Source organism: Streptomyces lomondensis (assembly GCF_014651035.1).
In the GTDB taxonomy this organism is placed as follows: domain Bacteria; phylum Actinomycetota; class Actinomycetes; order Streptomycetales; family Streptomycetaceae; genus Streptomyces; species Streptomyces lomondensis.
In genome coordinates, this window is sequence record NZ_BMWC01000001.1 from 32,017 (window position 1) to 49,843 (window position 17,827).

The following is a 17,827-nucleotide window of genomic DNA, read 5'->3' on the forward strand; positions in this document are numbered from 1 at the left end:
ATGGTGTCCGGCCACAGTGCAGCGGTGACCCGGTGGTCCGGGCAAGCGAATTAAGCACCAGGCGCTACTTCAACGCACTCGCCACCAACCGTGCCGCCCTCTTCACCCTCGGGCGGGCCACCCGGCGTATCACCGGGCGCAGCACCCTCGCCGTCGTGCCCACCGGCTCCCAGCGGACCTGCAACCGGCCCGGGCCGTGGCCCTCCGGTTCCAGGGTGAGGCGGTGGTGGGGGACGCGGGCCGTCAGGGTCGGGAAGGCCAGGGGAGCCAGCAGCAGGCCCGTGTGGGACAGGCCCTGGTGTTCGAGGCGGAGCAGCGGGTGGCGGATCCCGGCGAAGCCCTGGAGGGGGAGGGGGGCCGCCGCCAGATCCAGATGGGCGTGGCCCTCGAAGATGCCGGGGCGGACGGGGGAGAGGCGGAAGTCGACGCGGAGGCGGCGGCCGCCGGGGGCGATGAGGAGCGCCGCGCGCTGGGGGCCGACGGGGAGGCGCAGCGCCGGGTCGTACGTGCGGATCGTGAGGTCGACCGAGGCGCCCGGGCCTCGGACGATCTCCGTGATCTCGTGGCGGAACTGGGCGCTGGGGAAGGGGCGGGTCTCCAACTCCAGGTCCGAGATGTCCAGTTCGCGGCGGGACCAGGCGGACGAGGGGATCCGGTCGCCCCAGTAGGTGCGGCCGTCGTCGTCCGTCGTCACCCGCCTGGGGGCGACGCCGTGGCCCAGGCCCCTGGACGCCAGGCGGGCGTCCGCCAGGCGGCGGTCCCGGATCAGCTGGACGACCACGCGCTCGGCGCGCGGGAGGCGGGCGAACGCGCCCGGGGCGAGCGTGTCGAGGTAGGGGGTGACGAGGTCCGCGAAGGACGCCAGCCAGGCGTCGTCCCGGTAGGGCAGGTCACCGGCGTACATCCGGAAGTCGTGCTTGAGGAACTTGTGGTCCTTGTCCTCGCGCAGCGACTCGTGCCCGCTCTCGGCCAGGAAGCCGTCGATGAGGTGCTGGACGTGGATCCGGTCCCGGACGTTGGCGAGCTTGTGCCGCTGGTTGGATATCGAGGCCGCGTCGGAGGCGGCGTACGGGGCCACGTACCAGCGGTAAACCGGTTCCGGAATGATCGTGAAGCGCTTGGCCAGGCAGTACGCCTGCGCCGAGAACAGCTGGTCCTCGTAGTGGATGCCCTCGGGGAAGCGCAGGCCGTGCCGGTCGAGGAAGGCGCGGGCGTACATCTTGCTCGTCGCCAGGTGCTCGAAGAGCAGGCGCGGGTCGGCCTCGATGCCGTCGAGGGTGCGGCGCTCGGCGACGAGGTGCGGCATCCAGGTGGAGCGGCGGCCGCTGTCCACCCGGATCCGCTGCACCGCGCCCATCGCGAAGTCGATCTCGCGCTCGCGGTGCGCGGCGAGCAGCAGTTCGACGGCGTCGCCGGGGAGTTCGTCGTCGCTGTCGAGGAACATCAGGTACGGCGCCCGGGCGATCTCCAGGGCGCGGTTGCGGGGGGCGCTGCACCCGCCGCTGTTCCGCTCCAGGCGGAGGTGGCGGACGCGGGGGTCCTGGGCCGCCAGCCGCTGGGCCACCGCGGGGGTCGCGTCCGTGGAGTGGTCGTCGCTGATGATGATCTCGATGTCGGCGTGGGTCTGCCGGCGCACCGATTCGACCGCGCGCGTGAGCCGTTCGGCGTCGTTGTAGACGATGACCGTCACGGTGACGTCGGGGGTGCTCATGCGGTCGCCTCCTGCGGGGTCGGGGCCGGGGTGCGCTCCTCGATCGGCAGCACCGGCGGCAGGTCCTTCTCGTCCTGGCCGAGGAAGACCCGGCGGACGACGCGTTCGGCGGCGCGTCCGTCGTCGTACTCGCAGAAGCGGCGCCGGAAGACGGCCCGGGTCTTCGCCGCGCCCTCGTCGCGCCAGGCATCGGTGGTGAGGATCTCCGTCAGCTCCTGCTGGGTGCAGGCGACGGGGCCCGGGGCCTCGGCCATCAGGTCGAAGTAGACGCCCCGGGTGGTGCGGTACGTCTCCCAGTCGTCGGCGTGGATGACGATCGGCCGGTCGAGGTTGGCGTAGTCGAACATGATCGAGGAGTAGTCCGTGACCAGGGCGTCCGCCGCCAGGCACAGTTCCTCGACCGGGTCGTAGGAGGAGACGTCGATGATCCGGCCCGTGCGGCGCAGGTTGGTGAGCGGGGAGGCGGCGCCGCCGTAGAAGTAGTGGCCGCGGACGAGGAGGACCGTTTCCTCGCCGAGGCGGTCGGCGAGGGCGGCGAGGTCCAGGCGCGGTGTCCAGCCGGCCTCGTAGTCGCGGTGGGTGGGCGCGTAGAGGACGGCCCGGTGGCCCGGGGCGATGCCGAGGCGGTCGCGGACGGCGCGGATGTCGGCGGCGCCGGCCGTGTAGTAGACGTCGTTGCGCGGATAGCCGTGGTCCAGGGAGACGTAGTGCGAGGGGTACGCGCGCTCCCACATGCGGGTGGTGTGGCTGTTGGACGAGACGCTGAAGTCCCACTTGTCGATGCGCTCCAGCAACGCCTGGAAGTCCAGGCCCTGCGCGGCCGCCGGGTAGGCCATCTGGTCGAGGCCCATGCGCTTCAGCGGTGTGCCGTGGTGGGTCTGGACGTGGATCGCGTCCGGGCGCTTGACCACCGCGTTGGGGAAGTTGACGTTGTTGACCAGGTACTTGGCGGTCGCCAGCATCTCCCAGTAGCGGCGGGTGCCGGGCACGACGTGGTCGGTGCCGGGCGGCAGCAGGGCCGCGTTCTCCTCGGTCACCACCCACACGGGGTGGATCTGCGGGGCGAGTTCGGCCAGCTTGGCGGCGATCGCGGCGGGGTTGCAGGAGACGCCGCGGTTCCAGTACGCCGAGAACACCACCAGGTGGGGGTTGACCGGGCGGCCGAGCGCCCTGCGGTACTGGTGGTCGCGGAGCTTGGCGCCGACCTGGCGCCTGCGGGTCCGCAGGGCCGACCTGGCGGTGCGGCGGGTGCGGTTGACGGCCTGGAAGGCCCGGTACTTGGCGTAGGCGCCCTCTTCGAGCAGGGAGCGGCGGACGCCTTCGAGGCCGGCCGGGCGGCGGTAGCCCTCGGGGCGGCGGCGCAGGGCGGCCAGGGACGCCCGGCGGAAGAACTCCCGCGCGACCTCCTCCTCCATGCCGCCCCGGGCGAAGGTGCGCAGGCAGTCGCGGACCATGACGTCGTAGAGCACGGTGTGGGCGGCGCGACGGTCGCGGGTGAGGTCGAGGAGGGACTCGTAGCGCTCGACGAGGCCGTAGCGCTGCTCGGGCGTGACCGGGGGCAGGCTCGCGGGGCGCAGCCGGCGGTCCTCGTAGGCGACGTGCGGCAGGCAGGCGACGCGGTCGGCGAGCAGCAGGGCGGCCAGGGCGGCGTACGGCTCGTCGTCGGTGGTGAGCCGCTGCTCGTGCGCCCGCCAGAACTCCGCGCGCAGCACCCGGGTGCCGAGCAGCGGGGTCAGCCGCAGCAGGGGCGCGCAGTCGTCGAGGGCGACGTCGGCCCGGCCCGCCCGGGCGAGCAGCGAGCCGTCCCGGGAGGGCATGCCGGAGGTGTGCCAGGTGCTGCGGACGTGGTCGAGGAGCAGGACGTCCACCTCGCCGGGCAGCTCCGCCACCCGCTCGGCGACCGTGCGCGGGGCGCCGGCGGGCAGGCCGTCCTTGGCGTGGACGAAGTGCAGCCAGCGCCCGGACGCCCGTGCGGCGCCCGCCGCCCGGGCTGCGGCGTCGGGTGTCCCGTCGGGCAGCGGCAGCACCTGGACGTCCGGGGTGTGCCGCTCGGCGGTCTCCCGGGCCCAGTCGCCGACCGCGGCCACGATGACCTCGGCGTCCGGCAGGGGGTGCGCGGCGAGGGAGTCGAGGAGTTCCGTCAGATGGTCCTGCACGTTCGGCCCGTGGACGATGACGCTGAGCTCGGCCATCACGGGGACTCCTTCTCGCGGCTGCACCGTATGCGGTCATGGTGTCATCAATGCGACGAAACGGCCGACCGGGATGGGCCTCACGAGGGAACGGGCGCCTTGGGCTTCGGCTTGGGCTTGGCGGACTTGTCCCCGGTGAACGCCTCGTACTCCTTCAGGACCTCCTCCGTGGGCCCGTCCATGAGCAGCTCCCCGCGCTCCAGCCACAGCACGCGGTCGCAGGTGTCGCGGATCGACTTGTTGTTGTGGCTGACCAGGAAGACCGTGCCCGCGTGCTTGCGCAGCTCGCGGATGCGGTCCTCGGAGCGCTTCTGGAAGGAGCGGTCGCCGGTGGCCAGGGCCTCGTCGATGAGCAGGACGTCGTGGTCCTTGGCGGCGGCGATGGAGAAGCGGAGCCGGGCCGCCATGCCGGAGGAGTACGTGCGCATCGGCAGCGTGATGAAGTCGCCCTTCTCGTTGATGCCCGAGAAGTCGACGATGTCCTGGTAGCGGTCCCTGATCTGCTCGCGGGACATGCCCATGGCCAGGCCGCCGAGGTGCACGTTGCGCTCGCCGGTCAGGTCGTTCATCAGGGCCGCGTTGACGCCGAGCAGGGAGGGCTGGCCGTCGGTGTAGATGCGGCCGTTCTCCACGGGGAGCAGCCCGGCGACGGCCTTGAGCAGGGTCGACTTGCCGGAGCCGTTGGTGCCGATCAGGCCGATCGCCTCGCCCCGGTAGGCGACGAAGGACACGTTCTTCACGGCGTGCACCCGGCGCACGCCCGCCGCCTTCTCGGTCTGCCTGCGGCGCACGATGCGGTTGAGGGCGGCGGTCGCGGAGCCGCGTCCGGCGCCGGTGCCGTTGACGCGGTAGACGATGTCGACGCCGTCGGCGACGACGGTGGGGATCTTCTCGCTCGGGTGCTCAGCCACGGCCGTACGTCTCCTCAGCCTTCCAGAAGTAGATGAAGCCGCCGACCCCGGCGACCAGCGCCCAGCCGGCGGCGAGCGCCCACACATGGGCCGGGAGCTGGCTCGCGTGGAAGCTGTCGATCAGGGCGAAGCGCATCAGGTCGATGTAGACGGCGGCCGGGTTGGCCGCCAGGGCGACCGTCACCACGTGGGGCAGGCTGTCCTTCTGCGCCAGCTTGTCGATGCTCCACATGACACCCGAGACATACATCCAGGTGCGCAGCACGAACGGCATCAGCTGGGCGATGTCGGGGGTCTTGGCACCCATCCGGGCCATGACCATGGAGACGCCCGCGTTGAACGTGAACTGGAGGAACAGCGCCGGCAGCGCCAGCAGCCAGGACACGCCGACCGGCACCCCGAAGCAGAGCAGGATGACGACCAGGGCGCCCATCGAGAACAGCAGCTGCTGGAGCTGCTGGAGGCAGAACGACAGCGGCAGCGCGGCGCGCGGGAAGTGCAGGGCGCGGACCAGGCCGAGGTTGCCGGAGATGGCGCGGGTGCCCGCCATGATCGAGCTCTGCGTGAACGTCCAGATGAAGACGCCCGTGACCAGGAACGGGATGTAGTCCGGCACGCCGTGCTTGGTGCCGAGCAGCACGCCGAAGATGAAGTAGTAGACCGCCGCGTTCAGCAGTGGGGTCATCACCTGCCAGACCTGGCCCAGCTTCGCCTGGCTGTACTGGGCGGTGAGCTTGGCGGTGGCGAACGCGGTGATGAAGTGGCGGCGGGCCCACAGCTGGCGGACGTACTCGGGCAGGGAGGGGCGGGCGCCGCTGACCGAGAGGCCGTGCCGGGCGGCGAGGGCCGCGAGGTCGTGATCGGCCGAGGCCGGGGGCGCGGCCGGGGTCTGGGGCGGTGTGTCGAGGACCTGGCTCACATCCGCTGCTTTCGTTCGGGGGGTGTGGGACCTACGGGGTCGCGGAGGCCGGAGCGGAGGGGCTCTTACCGGACTCTTCACGACTTCTTACGTCGGGACGGGACCGTATCGTCGCAACGGGAGCGTACGCCGGGTGCACGTCGGAACGCAACCGTTTCGTCGTGACGCCCTATGCTGTCGGCATGACGACGAAGCCCGACGAGCCCCAGCCGCCCCGGCGCCGCCGGGCCCCCGCGGGGGCGGCCGTACTGCGGGAGGACGTGACGGAAGCCATCCGGGCGGCCGTCTTCGAGGAGCTCGCGGCCGTCGGCTACGCGCGGATGTCCATCGAGGGGATCGCGCGCCGGGCGGGCGTCGGGAAGACGGCGGTCTACCGCCGCTGGCGCTCGAAACTGCACCTGGTCCTGGACATCGTCTCGGCCCTCGCCGTGCAGGGCCTGCCCGCGCCGGACACCGGCTCCCTGGAGGGCGACCTGCGGCTGCTCTACGAGGTGACCTCCCGCGCCCTGCGCCACCCCGTCGCCTCGCAGGTCATCCCCGACCTCCAGGCCGAGGCGGCCCGCAACCCCGACATCGCCGAGGCCCTCCAGAAAGCCCTGCGCGAGGGCCAGGACGGGGTCGCCACCGGCATCGTCACGGCGGCGGAACGCCGCGGCGAACTCCGCCGGGGCCTCGACCACGACCTGGCCCTCGACCTGATCTCCGGCCCGCTCTACTGGCGCTCGGTGGTGATCCGCAGCCCGAAGCTGCCCAAGGGGTACCTGGGGGCGCTGGCCCGGGCCACGTCGGAGGCGTTGAAGGCGCTGTAGCGCCGGGCGGCGTGTCGAGGGGCGGCCGGGCCGGGCCCCTGACCACGCCGCCCGGCCGACTGGGCGCGGCCCTGTTTCAGCCGGCCGGCGGCGCAGCGCTGAGCCGATACCGGCCGTCACCGCTCCGGCCGCTCAGGGTGCGGCAGGGAGTTCCCGGTACGGCGCCGGTGCCCCGGTGCGGGCCGCCGGTGGCTGGTCGCGCGGTTCCCCGCGCCCCCTTGGGTCGCGGGTTCACCGGTGTCAGCCCCGCCTCGCCTCCGGATGCAGCCGCACCCACCCCTGCCACGCCGAGGTGATCATGTCCTGGACGTCGTGCCGGGCCTTCCAGCCCAGTTCGGTGGCGGCGCGGTCGGCGGAGGCGACGACGCGGGCCGGGTCGCCCGGGCGGCGCGGGGTGACCGTGGGCGTCCGGTCGTGGCCGGTGACCGCGTTGATGCGGTCGATCATCTCGCGGACGGAGACGCCCTCGCCCCGGCCGATGTTGACCGTGAGGTCGCGGCCGGGGGAGGAGCGCAGGGCCCGGGCCGCCGCGACATGGGCCTCGGCCAGGTCGACGACGTGGATGTAGTCGCGTACGCAGGTGCCGTCCGGGGTCGGGTAGTCGTCGCCGAAGATCCGCGGCGGCGCGTTCTCCGTGAGCTTCTCGAAGACCATCGGGACGAGGTTGAACACGCCGACGTCCGCCAGCTCCGGGCTCGCCGCGCCCGCCACGTTGAAGTAGCGCAGGGACGCCGTCGACAGGCCGGTCGCCCGGCCCGTCGCGCGGACCAGCCACTCACCGGCGAGCTTCGTCTCGCCGTACGGCGACATCGGCACGCAGGGCGTCTCCTCCGTGACCAGGTCCACGTCCGGCATGCCGTACACCGCCGCCGAGGAGGAGAAGACGAAGGACGGCACCTCGGCCGCCGTCACGGCGTCCAGGAGGATGCGCAGGCCCTCGACGTTCTCCCGGTAGTAGCGCAGCGGCTGCTCGACCGACTCGCCCACCTGCTTCTTCGCCGCGAGGTGGACGACGCCGGTGACCGCGTGGTCCGCGAGGGTGCGCGCGAGCCGCTCGGCGTCCAGGGTCGAGCCCACCACCAGGGGCACCCCGTCGGGCACGCGCTCGGCGATGCCGGTGGACAGGTCGTCGTACACCACCGCCTGCTCCCCCGCCGCGGTCATCGCCCGTACGACGTGCGCTCCGATGTAGCCGGCGCCGCCGGTGATCAACCAGGTCATGTGCGGCCGTCCCCTCGTCAGTTGGCCCGTGGTGGTGGTGCCTGTGGTGGTGCGTCGTGGTCGTCGTCGTGCTCTCAGTGAAGCAGGCGGCGCAGTCGTCCGCGTGCGACCGACAGCACACCGCGTACGCCGGGAGCCACCCGCAGCGCCAGCGCGCCGGAGTGGGTGGTGTACGGCTGTACGAGTACCACGCCGTGCCGGGCGCTCGGGACGGCGCTGCGGCGCAGCAGACCGGCGCCCGTGAGCGCGTGCGCCGTGACCTCGCGGCTCACGCCGTCGCGGAAGAGCAGCCGAAGGCGCAGGTCCCAGGTGCCCGCGCCGGGCGCGGCCAGGGCGGGGAGGTCGACGGCCGTCTCCGCCGACCAGGTGCCCGCGTCCGGCACGAGCGCGGTCCTACGGCATACGGCCACACCCCCGTCGTCCCGGTGCCGCCACTCCACCTCCACCGCCTCCGGCCGCGCCTGAGCCACCCGCCCGTACAGCTCGTGCAGGCGCAGCCGCAGCCGGGTGCCCCGCGCGCGTGGCCGCAGCGCCGCGTCGACGGCGAGGGGCAGCTCGCGCACCGGCCGGGTCAGCAGGGGCTCCAGGGAGATCTGCGGAAGGTCGTCCGACCAGACGGGCGTGCCGTCGGCGGCGCGGGCGTACGGCGGGCGGAGCCGGGCCGGACGGGCCGCCAGCTCCCGCAGCCGGGGCAGGTCGCGCGGCTCCGGGGAGGCCAGCACGACCCGCCCGACCAGCCGGCCCGGAGCGGCCGGGTCGCGCGCCCAGTCGTCCGCGTCGTACTCGGCGAGATACGCCCGCGTGAGCTCCCACCACGCCCGCCGGTAGCCGGTGTCGCGCAACCCCAGTTCGCGCACGTACATCCGCAGGTCGTGGTCGAGGAACTTGGCGCGCGCGGCCCGCGCGAGTTCCTTCTGCCCGGCGCCCAGCAGGATCTCGTACGCCTGTTGGCACGCCTCCGTACGGGCCCGCCAGTTGGCGACGCCGGCCCGGTCCAGCGAGATCGACAGCCGCTCGGCGGACCGGCGCACATGCCAGACGTACACCCGGTCCGGGACCAGGGCGACACGCGGGTCCCCGGCCAGCACGCGGGCGGTGAAGACGACGTCCTCGTACGGGAAGCGGCCCTCGGGGAAGCGGATGCCGTGCTCGCGCAGGAAGCCGGTGCGGTAGAGCTTGTTGACGCAGAGCGTGTCGTGGACCAGGCGCGGCCGCTGCGCGGGGTGCGGCACCACGGCGTGCAGCGCGTACAGGCGCGCCTGCCAGGGCACTTCGCGCCCCGAGGGCAGTTCACGCCGTACGCACAGGCCGCTCGCGACCTCCGCGCGCGCCCCGGCAGCCGCTGCGAGCAGCGCGTCGACCGCGCCGGGCGGCAGGACGTCGTCGCTGTCCAGGAACATCACGTACGGCGACGTCACCGCGTCCAGCCCGGTGTTGCGCGGGGTGCCGCAGCCGCCGCTGTTGGCCCGGCGGCGGATCACCCTCAGGCGGGGCTCGGACGCGGCGAGCCGGTGGAGCAGGCCGGCGCTGCCGTCCGTCGAGCAGTCGTCGACGGCCACGACCTCGCGCACGGCCGGGCCCTGGGCGAGCGCCGAGCGCACGGCGTCCGCCACATGGGCGGCGTCGTCGTAGCCGATGACCACGACGGCGACCTGGGAGTCCCGCATCACGGCATTCATCACGGCATTCATCACGGCGGATCGTAAGCCGGGCGAATGACATGAAAGTGGTAACACACCATCAAACGACCCTAACGCCTCCATAGCGCCACAGAATCGGTCCGTGACGATCCGACATTCGGGGAGCACCGGCCCGGTGCCCGTGGCGGTTCCCATGGCGGCGATGTTCGGGATCGGCCTGTGGGGCCTGGACCGCGGCGGCATGTGGGGCGACGAGAGCGTGACCTTCCAGGTCGCGCAGCGCACGGTCCCGCAGATCTGGCGGCTGCTGCACGACGTGGACGCGGTGCACGGCCTGTACTACCTGTTCATGCACGCCGTCCTCGCCGTCCACCCGGGCGAGGTCGTCCTGCGCCTGCCCTCGGTGTGCGCGGCGACGGCGACCGCCGGCCTGGTCGCCGCCCTGGGCGTACGCCTGGCCGGGCCGCGGGTCGGCCTGTGGGCCGGTCTCCTCTACGCCATCACGCCGATGACCGGCCACTACGCCCAGGAGGGACGGTCCTACGCGCTGGTCGCGGCGGGCGTGGCCGGGGCGACACTGCTGCTCCTGAGGGCCGTGGAGGCGAAGACCCCGCGGGCCTGGTGGCCGTACGGCACGGTCGTCGCCCTGACCTGTCTGCTGCACGAGCTGGCGGTGCTGGTGCTCTGCGCGCACGCGGTGACCCTGGCCTTGGCGCGGGTGCCGAGGCGGGTGTGGGCCCCCTGGGGGTGTGCGGCGGCGGCTGTCGTGGTGCTCCTGCTGCCGCTGGTGTGGGTGTCCCAGGGGCAGGCCGGGCAGGTGGCGTGGCTGGTGCCGCCCGGGTGGGACCGGGTGGAGAGGCTGGCGCGGAACTTCTCCCCGGGCCCGACGGGAGTGGTGTTCTGGGCGTCGCTGCTGCTGATGGCCGTGGGACTCCGGGAGCGGCGGCTCGCGGCGGTCGCCCTCCCGCTGCTGCTCCTGCCGCCGGGGATCCTGATGGCGGTCTCGCAGGTCCGGCCGCTGTACCACGACCGGTATGTGCTCTACGCGCTGGCGGGCGGGTCCCTGCTGGTGGCCGCCGGGGCCAGGCGGGTGGCCGGGGCGCTGGGGCGGGTGCGGTTCGACGGGCGGCGGGTGCGGATCCGCGGACGGCAGGTGCACGCCCTGCTGGGTGTCGCCGGCGCCCTCGCCCTCACCGCCACCTTCCTGCACCACCTCCCGGTGCACCGCCAGGACCGTTCGGCCGCCCAGCGCCCCGACAACCTCGCCGTCGTCTCCGCGCTCGCCGTCCGCCAGATGCGCCCCGGCGACCCGGTGCTGTTCGTGCCGTCGGTCGGCAGGCTCGCCGCGCTGGCCTACCCGAAGGGGTTCCGGCGGGTCCGGGACATCGCGCTGCGGGAGTCGGCGCCCCGGTCCGGGACGCTGTGGGGCCGGGAGGCGACCCCCGGGGAGCTGCGGCACCGGCTCGCCTCGGTGGACCGCGTCTGGGTCGTCGCCGAGGCGTACGCGCTGGACCCGGGCTGGTCGCCGTCCGACCCGGTCGAGCGCACCAAGCTCGCCGTCCTGGCGGCGGAGTTCAGTGTGGCGGAGGAACACGTCCGGGACGGTGTGATTCTCCGCCTCTATGTCCGGGAGCGGTCCGCGGACCTGCCGCCCGGCACCGCTACGACCGCGCGTCTGCCGGCGAGCCGCCCGGCGACTCCGCGAGCGCGGCCGCGTCCAGTGCGGTGGTGAGCTCGTCGAGGCGGGCGCGCAGGGCGCGGATCTCGTCGGCACCGAAGCCGGTCGAGGCGGCGATCCGGCGCGGCACCTCGAGCGCCCGCCGCCGCAGCGCGCTGCCCTCCTCGGTCAGCCGCACCTCCACCGACCGCTCGTCGCGCGCACTGCGCTCCCGGGACACCAGACCCGCCGCCTCCAGCCGCTTGAGCAGCGGCGACAGCGTGCCGGAGTCGAGCCGCAGGTGCTCCCCGAGCTTCTTCACGGGCAGCTCGCCGTGTTCCCAGAGCACCAGCATCACCAGGTACTGCGGGTAGGTGAGCCCCAGGTCCTTGAGGATCACGCGGTAGACGCCGTTGAAGGCGCGGGAGGCCGCGTGCAGGGAGAAGCAGATCTGCTGGTCCAGGCGGAGCCAGTCGTCGTCCGGCGTGTTCATGGATCCAGGGTAGCTCGTGCCCGCCATTCAATTGCACACAACTTAATTGTGTGCTCTAATTCTGGACGTCGGGCGGCCCGGAAGCGGGCCGCCGAACGTTGACGTGAGAGGGAAGGTTTTCCATGGACGCGCTCTACACCGCTGTCGCCACCGCCACCCACGGCCGTGAGGGCCGGGCCGTCAGCTCGGACGGCGTGCTGGACCTCGCGCTGGGCATGCCGCAGGCACTGGGCGGCAACGGCCAGGGCACCAACCCCGAGCAGCTCTTCGCCGCCGGTTACGCGGCCTGCTTCGGCAGCGCCCTCGGCCTCGTCGGCCGCACGGCGAAGGTCGACGTCAGCGACGCCGCCGTCACCGCCGAGGTCTCCATAGGCAAGCAGGGCGAGGGCTTCGGGCTCGCCGTCACCCTCCGGGTGGAGCTGCCCGACAGCGTGGACGAGGCGACCGGCCGCAAGCTGGTCGAGCAGGCCCACCAGGTCTGCCCGTACTCCAACGCCACCCGCGGCAACATCGAGGTCGACCTCGTCATCGAGTAGGCACCGCCGCGCGTCACCCCCCGACCCGCGCCAGCACCTCCCCCGTCCGTCTGCTCCACGCCACCACCACGGCCTCCTCGGGCACCGGGTGCCAGCGCGTCAGCAGCAGCCAGCGCACGTGGTAGCGGCGGACGACGGCGGCGCGCTCGGCGCGGGTCGAGTCGTGGGCGAGGTAGGCGCGCACATCGGCCGCCCGGCGTTTGCGCGCCGCCTCGTCCAGGGCCGGGTCGGGCCAGATGGGCGCGGCGAGGTTCGGGCCGTACCCGGCGATGGAGTGGCTGGCGAAGTACCCGTCAGTGATCACCACCTCGCCCGGCCCGATGTGCCGCGCCGCCCAGTCGTACGACGGCCAGCGCGTCGGCTGCGTGAGCCCCACCGGGTCGACCGAGCGCGGCACGACCGCCCCGGCGTGCACGGTGACGAACCCGACGCACACCCCGACCGCCACCGCCCCGCCCAGCATCCGCCGCGCCCGCCCCCAGGGCCGGGGCGCCGCCAGCTCCACCGCCGGCGCGAACTGGAGCGGCACCAGCACCGCCCACAGGGCCCGGGCGTAGGTGTAGTGCCCGCTGGCCCAGCCGTACGCCACCAGCAGGCACTCCAGCAGGAACATCAGCACCAGCGGGTCACGCGCCGACCCGCGGGCCCGCACCCACAGCGCGGGCAGGCCGAGCAGCGCCAGCCAGGAGTTGGCGAGCATCCCCTCGTACAGCCGCCGGTGCATCGCGTCCATGCCGGTGTCGCCCACCAGCGTCAGGACGTCGTAGTACGGCCAGCTCAGGGCGACCGCGGCGCAGGCCGCCCCGGTGAGCGCCCAGCGCGCCACGACCGGCCGGCGCCAGCCGCGCTGCCGGGACGCCACGATCGCCACCGCCCCCGTGAGCGCCGAGGCGGCCGTGACGGGGTGGGTGAGCAGGATCAGCCCGTACAGGGCGCCGATCCCGGCGTACCCCCACCAGCCGCCGAGCCCGCTCGGGCCGACGAACCGCACGGCGGGGGCGTCGTCCCGCGCGCGCGTGCCCGTCCAGGCCCACGCCCAGAACGTCAGGCCGATCGCGAGCGCGGACGGATAGCCCAGGTTCGTCGTCATCGACATCAGCCCGAGGTAGCCGCTCCACAGGATCCGCGCGGTGCCCCACAGCAGCGTCATGAACAGCAGGGCCAGCACCGGCGCCCACGGGCGCGGGGTCAGGGTCCGGACGAAACGGCCGAGCCCCGTCAGCAGCACAAGCAGATGCACCGGCCCGGCGAGCTTCACGACCTCCCAGCCGGACAGCCCCGTCAACCGCGCCAGCACGCCCTGCGCGACGGCGTACGGGCCGTAGTAGGGGCTGCCCTCGCCCGGCAGGTCGGCCATGGTGTGGGCCGGGTTCAGCAGGTCGGCCTTGAGGCGCTCGATCACCGCCGCGTGCTGCCCGGCGTCGCAGCACAGCGGGATCCGCCAGAACGCCAGCGTCATCACGAGCCAGAACAGGGCGCCGTAGAACTGGTACGGCGTGGGCCGTCCCACCCGGCCGCCGCGCAGCGCCGTCGCGCCGCGCACGGTCCGCCGGACGAGGACCGAGGCGCTCACAGGACTGAGGGAAGGGCAAGAGTGCGGGGCATGCGCCGAATGTTCCCGCCCCTACGACCACCCTGACCCCGGGTCACTTCATCGGGTGAGGCGGCTGCACCCACCTGCCACCCGTCAGTCGCACAGCGCCTTCTCCGCCGCGGCCGGCCAGCGCGCGAACCGGAACCGCGTCCGCTCGAAGGCCCCGGTGAGGTTCCGCCAGAACCGCTCGGCGGTGAGCGGCGCGCGCACCGACTCCCTCAGCTCGGCGAGCGCGCCGCAGCCCAGCGCGGCCCGGGCCGCCTCGACCGCCTCCCGCGACGCCCCGGCCCGCAGCAGATCGCGCTGCGGCGGCTGCCTGGCCGCCCACTCCGCGAAGACCCAGTGGTTGCGCAGGAACTTCTCGTGCCCGGGCCAGCTCCACCGCTCCAGCGCGAGATGCGCGCCGATGGGACTGGCCAGACCCCAGGCGTCGTTGACGTAGGCGTCGAGCGGGGCGGCGGCGCCCGTGACGCCGAGATGGCGTCCCACGATGACCACGTGGTACGGGGAGTCCGCCCGCATCGGCGTGGCGTGCAGCCGCCGCTCGGCGTCGAAGTAGAGCAGCGTCGGACGGGGCGTCCGCCCGGCCTTCGCCAGCATGCCGCGCCCCTCCGGCAGGGCGGGCCAGTTGTCCACCCAGGTGGCGGTGCGCACCGGGTTGTGGTCGCCGAGGCCCTCCACGTCGGAGCTGCGCACGTTGAAGGAGCCGGGCGTGCTGCGCACGTCGAACGGCGTCCGCAGCGGGCTGACCGCCGCGCACAGCCACACCACCAGCAGCGCGCTCGCCGCACCGGTGAACCGGGTCGCGGGCACGACCAGCACCGGCAGGAGCAGCAGCAGGAGCGCGGGCAGGATCATGCGGGCGTGCATGTAGTCGCCGCCGACCCGGACGACGTACCCGGCGAGCAGCAGGCCGGCCGCGAGGGGCGCCAGCAGCACCGCGAGCGAGGCCCGGCCCGGGGCGCGGTCCCGCTGCTGCCGACGGGTACGGCGGACCAGCAGGGCAGCCAGCGCGCCCAGCACCGGGACGACCGGCCACAGCCAGTAGGGCCCGAGCGTCTCCTGCACATACCCGGCGCCCCGGCTCCAGTCGCTGGCGCTCGCCTCCTTGGCGATGGCGGGCAGCGGCACCAGGATCCCGTAGTACCCGGCCCGGAACACCTCGTACGCCAGCGGCACCGCGCCCGCCGAGGCCAGCAGCGCCGCGACGCCCCGCCGAGGCGGGCGCAGCACCCACCACTGCGCCGCCAGGAAGCACGCGGTGACCACCGCCAGATCGGGCCGGACCAGCGGCCCCAGCCCGAACACGAACGCCGCGAGGTACGTCTCCCGGGCCCCCTGACCACGCCGGACGCGTGTCAGCAGCCACCACGACAGGCCCGTCCAGAAGGCGCCGAGCCCGCTCTCCAGGCCCGATGTCATGTACGACCAGAACGGCGGCACGGCCAGCAGCACGAACACGCCCGCGGGCAGCAGCAGCCCGGCACTCCGGTGCAGCCGGCAGGTCGCGCACAGGGCGAACGCGAACCCGGCCGTGCTCAGCAGCAGTCCCAGCCCCACCGCGAGGAACGCCGGGTCCTCGCCGGTGATCCAGGTGGCGAGCGCGAGCAGCCACTGCCACAGGGTCCCGGTCGAACTCTCCGCCCGCTCCCCGACGTTGAACACCGGCCCGTTGCCCGCCAGGATCTGCCGGACGGGGCGCAGGTAGATCAGCCCGTCGTCGCAGATCCAGCGGCGCCGGTAGCCCAGCACGAACAGGGCCGCGGTGGGCACGGCGACCAGCGCCGCGTGCCACCAGCGCACCGGCTCCAGCCGCTCGGCGACGGCCGGCGGCCGGGCCTGGGCGGTCCGCTGGCCCGGCAGGGAGGGGACGGCCTCGGGGCCGGCAGGGGTTCTCATCGCTCGACCAGCGCCCCGGACCGGGCACGGACGCCGTCGGTCCGGCGGGCCGCGGGCAGCAGCGCACCGCCCCGCTCGCCCAGCATCAGCAGGCGGACCACCCGCTCGGCGGCCCGCCCGTCCTCGAACTCGCAGTACCGCTCCCGGAAACCGGACCGCAGCCGCGCCGCCTCCTCGTCCCGCCAGGTGCCGGACGCGAACAGCCAGGCCAGCTCCCGGTACGAGCGCGACACATGGCCGGGCGCGTCGGACGTGATGTCGAAGTAGGCGCCCCGGCTGGCCGCGAACGCGCCCCAGTCGTCGGCGTGCACCACGACCGGCCGGTCCAGCAGCACGTAGTCGAACATCAGGGCGGAGTAGTCGGTGACCAGCGCGTCGGAGGCGAGCAGCACGTCCTCGACGTGCGGCTCGTCGGTCGCGTCCACCACCACGCCCCGCCGGTGCAGGTCGGACAGGCCGAGACCGCGCGCCACGCCCCCGGCCAGCGACGGGTGCAGCCGGACGACGAGGGTGTGGCCCGGGCCGAGGTCCTCGGCGAACCGGGCCAGGTCGAACCGGTCGACATGACCGCCCCGCCGGTAGTCACGGCGGGTCGGCGCGTACAGCACGACCGTGTGACCGGCCGGGATACCGAGCCGCTCGCGCACCGCCCGGCCCCGCTCCGGACCCGCCCCGACCAGCACGTCGTTGCGCGGACTGCCGGTCCGCAGCGAGGTGAAGTGGCACGGGTACGCCCGCTCCCAGGCCCGCTCCGCGTGCCGCCCCGCGACCAGGCTGTAGTCCCAGCGGTCGGCGCGGCGCAGCATCTGCGGCACGTCGAAGCCGTGCCGGGCGCCCGGCTTGGTCAGCAGGTCGGCGCCCATGTACTTGAGCGGGGTGCCCTGGTGGGTGTGGATGTGGACGCTGCCGGGCCGCTTGGCCAGGGTGCCGGGCCAGTTGACGTTGTTCACCCAGTACGTGGCCCGGGCCATGACCTCGTGGTAGCGGCGCGAGCCCGGCGTCACATGGTCGATGCCGGGCGGCAGCGCGTCCACCGCGTCCTCCTCGACGACCCACACGCCCCGGATGTGCGGGGCGATCTCGCGCGCCTTCTCGTAGATCGCGGCCGGGTCGCCGGTCACGCCCCGGTGGTGGGTCGCCGAGTAGACGGCGAGGTGCGGATCGAGCGGGCGCTTCGACTGGGCCCCGTACCAGCCGCGCAGGGCGGTCTCCGACGCCTTCCGCGCCACCCGCCGTCGCCCGCCCAGGGCCGCCGCGCGCACCTCCCGCAGGCCCCGGGCCACCGCGTACGACGCGTAGGGCGCCGACGCCAGCAGCCGCATCTCGACCCCGCGCCAGCCGTCCGGCTCCGGGAAGCCGCCCTCGGGGAGGTGACGGCGGTGGAAGGAGCGGATCTCGCGGTAGAAGTCGCCCCGGTCGGCCGGCCGCACCCGGTCCTCGCGCGCCAGCACGAACAGCATGTGGTCCAGGGCCCGCTCCAGCAGCAGCGGCCGCGCCCAGTCGAGGTCGGGGCGCTGCTCCAGGAACGCGAACAGGCCCTCGTACTGCGGGAAGATCTCGAAGTGCCGGCGCCCCGGCGTCTTCGTGATCGCGCCCTGGCGGCGCTGCCGGTACTCCACGCCGATCCGGTCCAGGCAGGCGATCCGCTCGGCCAGCACCATCGACCGGTAGGTGACCGGCGCGTCCTCGTACAGGCCTGGCGCGTAGCGCAGGCCGTGCTCCTGGAAGAACGACCTCCGGTACGCCTTGTTCCAGGCGACCAGGAACAGGTTCAGGTACTGCGGGCTCTCCCGGACGGAGAACGTCTCCAGGCCCGCCGCGGCCAGCAGGTCCGCCGCCTCGCTGCGCCCGCCCCGGCCCCACCAGTAGGTGCGCACATGGTCGAAGACCAGGATGTCGGGGTCAGCGGTCGTCTCCAGGCGCGCGGCGACGGCCGCCAGCAGGCCCGGCGTGTAGTGGTCGTCGCTGTCGAGGAACAGGACGTAGTCGCCGGCCGCCCGCTCCAGACCGGCGTTGCGGGCCCGGCCCAGACCGACGTTCTCGGACAGGTGCAGCACCCGCACCCGGGCGTCGCGGGCGGCGTACTCGTCGAGGATCGCGCCGCTGCCGTCCGGCGAGCGGTCGTCCACGGCGATCACCTCGAAGTCGCCGTACGACTGCCCGAGCACCGAGTCGAGGCACTCGCGCAGGAAACCCTGCACGTTGTAGACGGGGACGATGATGCTGAAGCGGGGCACTTCTTCGG

The 17,827-nt window shown here is 73.8% G+C and carries 13 protein-coding genes; 3 read left to right on the forward strand and 10 right to left on the reverse strand.

The annotated features are described in order from the left end of the window. Positions 1-64: 64 nt before the first annotated feature. The 4 genes from IE255_RS00120 to IE255_RS00135 all read right to left on the reverse strand — a co-directional run bounded on the left by IE255_RS00120 (position 65) and on the right by IE255_RS00135 (position 5,733). Positions 65-1,711 carry a glycosyltransferase family 2 protein gene (locus IE255_RS00120; RefSeq protein ID WP_190048020.1) on the reverse strand — a complete coding sequence of 549 codons (1,647 nt, stop codon included), beginning with the start codon at positions 1,709-1,711 and terminating at the stop codon, positions 65-67. Next, positions 1,708-3,903 (reverse strand): CDP-glycerol glycerophosphotransferase family protein, encoded by a 2,196-nt coding sequence (locus IE255_RS00125; protein WP_190048021.1) that lies wholly within the window; start codon positions 3,901-3,903, stop codon positions 1,708-1,710. Before IE255_RS00125 ends, IE255_RS00120 begins: the two co-directional genes overlap by 4 nt. Positions 3,904-3,983: 80 nt before the next feature. Continuing rightward, entirely contained in the window at positions 3,984-4,814 is an 831-nt protein-coding gene (locus IE255_RS00130; protein ID WP_190048022.1) for an ABC transporter ATP-binding protein, read from the reverse strand. Beyond that, positions 4,807-5,733: an ABC transporter permease gene (locus IE255_RS00135; RefSeq protein ID WP_190048023.1), complete on the reverse strand. Its 927-nt coding sequence runs from the start codon at positions 5,731-5,733 to the stop codon at positions 4,807-4,809. The genes IE255_RS00130 and IE255_RS00135 overlap by 8 nt, the downstream gene beginning before the upstream one ends. Before the next feature lie 182 nt (positions 5,734-5,915). Between IE255_RS00135 and IE255_RS00140 the strand changes: the two genes are divergently transcribed. Next, a complete protein-coding gene (locus IE255_RS00140; protein WP_190048024.1) occupies positions 5,916-6,542 on the forward strand; it encodes a TetR/AcrR family transcriptional regulator in 627 nt (208 codons plus the stop codon). A 240-nt stretch (positions 6,543-6,782) separates the two neighbouring features. On the opposite strand, the gene galE is transcribed toward IE255_RS00140, so the two are convergent. Together galE and IE255_RS00150 are read right to left on the reverse strand one after the other, a co-directional pair. Beyond that, complete coding sequence (galE, locus tag IE255_RS00145) at positions 6,783-7,763, reverse strand: UDP-glucose 4-epimerase GalE (RefSeq protein WP_190048025.1); 981 nt, start codon at positions 7,761-7,763, stop codon at positions 6,783-6,785. A 74-nt stretch (positions 7,764-7,837) separates the two neighbouring features. After that, the gene (locus tag IE255_RS00150; RefSeq protein ID WP_229906224.1) at positions 7,838-9,454 is read right to left on the reverse strand and encodes a glycosyltransferase family A protein; all 1,617 of its coding nucleotides are present in this window, start codon (positions 9,452-9,454) and stop codon (positions 7,838-7,840) included. Between the two features lie 91 nt (positions 9,455-9,545). Between IE255_RS00150 and IE255_RS00155 the strand changes: the two genes are divergently transcribed. After that, the gene (locus IE255_RS00155) at positions 9,546-11,135 is read left to right on the forward strand and encodes a glycosyltransferase family 39 protein (RefSeq protein ID WP_372487558.1); all 1,590 of its coding nucleotides are present in this window, start codon (positions 9,546-9,548) and stop codon (positions 11,133-11,135) included. Here the strand turns inward: IE255_RS00155 and IE255_RS00160 are convergent. Then, positions 11,065-11,553, reverse strand: a complete 489-nt coding sequence (locus IE255_RS00160) for a MarR family winged helix-turn-helix transcriptional regulator (RefSeq protein ID WP_229906225.1) — start codon at positions 11,551-11,553, stop codon at positions 11,065-11,067. The two genes, IE255_RS00155 and IE255_RS00160, sit on opposite strands and share 71 nt — an antisense overlap. Positions 11,554-11,675: 122 nt before the next feature. On the opposite strand from IE255_RS00160, the gene IE255_RS00165 reads away from it, so the two are divergent. Beyond that, complete coding sequence (locus IE255_RS00165) at positions 11,676-12,089, forward strand: organic hydroperoxide resistance protein (RefSeq protein WP_190048027.1); 414 nt, start codon at positions 11,676-11,678, stop codon at positions 12,087-12,089. Between the two features lie 13 nt (positions 12,090-12,102). On the opposite strand, the gene IE255_RS00170 is transcribed toward IE255_RS00165, so the two are convergent. The 3 genes from IE255_RS00170 to IE255_RS00180 all read right to left on the reverse strand — a co-directional run bounded on the left by IE255_RS00170 (position 12,103) and on the right by IE255_RS00180 (position 17,819). Next, positions 12,103-13,662 carry a hypothetical protein gene (locus IE255_RS00170; protein WP_190048028.1) on the reverse strand — a complete coding sequence of 520 codons (1,560 nt, stop codon included), beginning with the start codon at positions 13,660-13,662 and terminating at the stop codon, positions 12,103-12,105. 114 nt (positions 13,663-13,776) lie between these two features. Beyond that, complete coding sequence (locus IE255_RS00175; RefSeq protein ID WP_190048029.1) at positions 13,777-15,582, reverse strand: arabinofuranosyltransferase AftB family protein; 1,806 nt, start codon at positions 15,580-15,582, stop codon at positions 13,777-13,779. Then, complete coding sequence (locus tag IE255_RS00180) at positions 15,579-17,819, reverse strand: bifunctional glycosyltransferase/CDP-glycerol:glycerophosphate glycerophosphotransferase (RefSeq protein ID WP_190048030.1); 2,241 nt, start codon at positions 17,817-17,819, stop codon at positions 15,579-15,581. The genes IE255_RS00175 and IE255_RS00180 overlap by 4 nt, the downstream gene beginning before the upstream one ends. Positions 17,820-17,827 lie beyond the last annotated feature (8 nt).

Coding starts and splice junctions, on each gene's coding strand:
- IE255_RS00120 (WP_190048020.1), bottom strand. CDS start 1,711: ATGAGCACCCCCGACGTCACCGTGACGGTCATCGTCTACAACGACGCC.
- IE255_RS00125 (WP_190048021.1), bottom strand. CDS start 3,903: ATGGCCGAGCTCAGCGTCATCGTCCACGGGCCGAACGTGCAGGACCAT.
- IE255_RS00140 (WP_190048024.1), top strand. CDS start 5,916: ATGACGACGAAGCCCGACGAGCCCCAGCCGCCCCGGCGCCGCCGGGCC.
- galE (WP_190048025.1), bottom strand. CDS start 7,763: ATGACCTGGTTGATCACCGGCGGCGCCGGCTACATCGGAGCGCACGTC.
- IE255_RS00150 (WP_229906224.1), bottom strand. CDS start 9,454: ATGAATGCCGTGATGAATGCCGTGATGCGGGACTCCCAGGTCGCCGTC.
- IE255_RS00160 (WP_229906225.1), bottom strand. CDS start 11,553: ATGAACACGCCGGACGACGACTGGCTCCGCCTGGACCAGCAGATCTGC.
- IE255_RS00165 (WP_190048027.1), top strand. CDS start 11,676: ATGGACGCGCTCTACACCGCTGTCGCCACCGCCACCCACGGCCGTGAG.
- IE255_RS00175 (WP_190048029.1), bottom strand. CDS start 15,582: ATGAGAACCCCTGCCGGCCCCGAGGCCGTCCCCTCCCTGCCGGGCCAG.